This is a genomic window from uncultured Porphyromonas sp., assembly GCF_934359325.1.
In the GTDB taxonomy this organism is placed as follows: domain Bacteria; phylum Bacteroidota; class Bacteroidia; order Bacteroidales; family Porphyromonadaceae; genus Porphyromonas_A.
This window is the reverse complement of sequence record NZ_CAKRLH010000276.1, coordinates 1-1,704: the sequence shown is the minus strand read 5'-3', so window position 1 is coordinate 1,704 and position 1,704 is coordinate 1. Positions and strand designations below refer to the sequence as shown.

Sequence of the window (1,704 nt, the reverse complement as noted above, 5' to 3'; positions counted from 1 at the left end):
CGCTCTGCCTGCGAGGATGCTCTCTACGAGTATGAGGGGACCTCGGGTGTGAGCCTGAGGACGATACAGCGGGACATCGAGCTTATGCGCAGCGATAAGCTGGGGTACAATGCACCGATCGAGGTAGTCGATCGCAAGTACTACTGCTACGCTGACCCGGACTACAGCATCAGCAGTCTCCCTCTGACACACGAGGAGCTGGTAGAGCTGACCGGCGCACTCGACATCCTGAGCCAGTATAGTGGCTTCAGGGGTCTCTCGGGGCTGGATGAGACTCTCACGAGGATTGAGGACAGGATCCGCAGCGGGAGTGAGGGGCAGCAGCAGGTGGTGTTTCTTGATACCAATGGGCAGCTGAAGGGACTGGAGCTGCTAAGCCCGCTCTACAAGTCGATCATCAACCGCCGTGCCCTACGAGTCCGTTACTGCTCCTTCCGCTCCGGCCGAGAGATCGAGATCTTTCTCTCCCCTTATCTCCTCAAGGAGTACAACAATCGGTGGTTTCTCCTGGGACATGAGAGAGGTCACAGCGGGATCCTCACGCTGGCACTCGACCGTATGCTTGGGGTGGAGGAGGACAAGGAGGGGAGGTATGAGGAGAATATCTACTTCGACCCAGTCACCTATCTGGATGATATGGTCGGCGTGACTCGCGACCTGACGTCGGAGCGTGAGCGGGTAGTCCTCTGGGTCGATGGCTGCCAAGCACCATATGTCCTCACGAAACCCCTTCACCCACGGCAGGAGCTGATGGAGGAGCGGGAGGACGGCAGTATCGTCGTGGCTCTGGAGGTAATCTGCAACCTCGAGCTGGAGCGGCTGATACTTGGCTTCGGGAGCCACATCAGCGTCCTCTCGCCCAAGAGGCTGAGGGACCGCATCGCCCGCCAAGTCATGATGATGGTCACCCGATACAAGGAGTAGCACACCGCTATAGAAATAGCGTGGAGCCGGTTATAAGTGGCTCTTCCACGAGCGATGCACTAACCAACTCCACTAACAAGCACACTTCAACTGAACGGCTTGCTATCGCAAAGTTACTGAAAGGGTTGGAAAATCCCACGAACTCGGGAAACTGCTCCTTGATGAGTCCGCAACAACTGGCTCGGAAGAACAGACCACCTGTTTCCGCAGTGCCGAGAGAAAAAGGTGAAAAACTTGAGGAGCTTACTAGATAGGCGGTGAAGGCGCACGACTGACTCCCCAAACAGCGATCCAATTTCGCTGAGGTCAGAGAGAAAGTCGCACGCCTTGATCTTGTGACAAAGGTAGTGAGAAATATTGTCGCACCTAAAGAGAGCTTGGGCGCATCTCGCTGAAGTACACAGAAATCTAAGCGATGGGAAGTGTAGCGAACCGGAGCGGTGTACGACACAGCACGTAGATTGCAGATAAGGTCCTTCGTCAAGCCGGCTCTGATCGCTACAATAATAGAAAGAAAATCCAAGTCTGAGCAGAAGCCCGTCAGACCAATCCCGACAGGCAGCCTCTACTAAACTCGGATCTCTTCGCAAATGTACAAGAAAGATCAGAACAGACAAAACGTTAGGATGAGATGATTGCTCGTGCTTGAACCACAGGTAAAAAGCATGAAGACAAAGAGGAAGCTTTGGAATGGCTTGGCATTGCTCCTCCCAAGGGAGCCTCCGCACAAGCTAATCCAAAGCTTAGTGATATTGCAAATGTAATAAATGGCATTGAGAA

Annotated in this window: 1 protein-coding gene; it reads left to right on the top strand. The window is 53.8% G+C overall.

Annotation, left to right across the window (positions count from 1 at the left end; all coding sequences use genetic code 11):
* Positions 1–924, top strand: a 924-nt coding sequence (locus Q0F21_RS07760) for a WYL domain-containing protein (protein WP_297238827.1), incomplete at its 5' end; no start/stop codon positions are given.
* Positions 925–1,704: the final 780 nt, after the last annotated feature.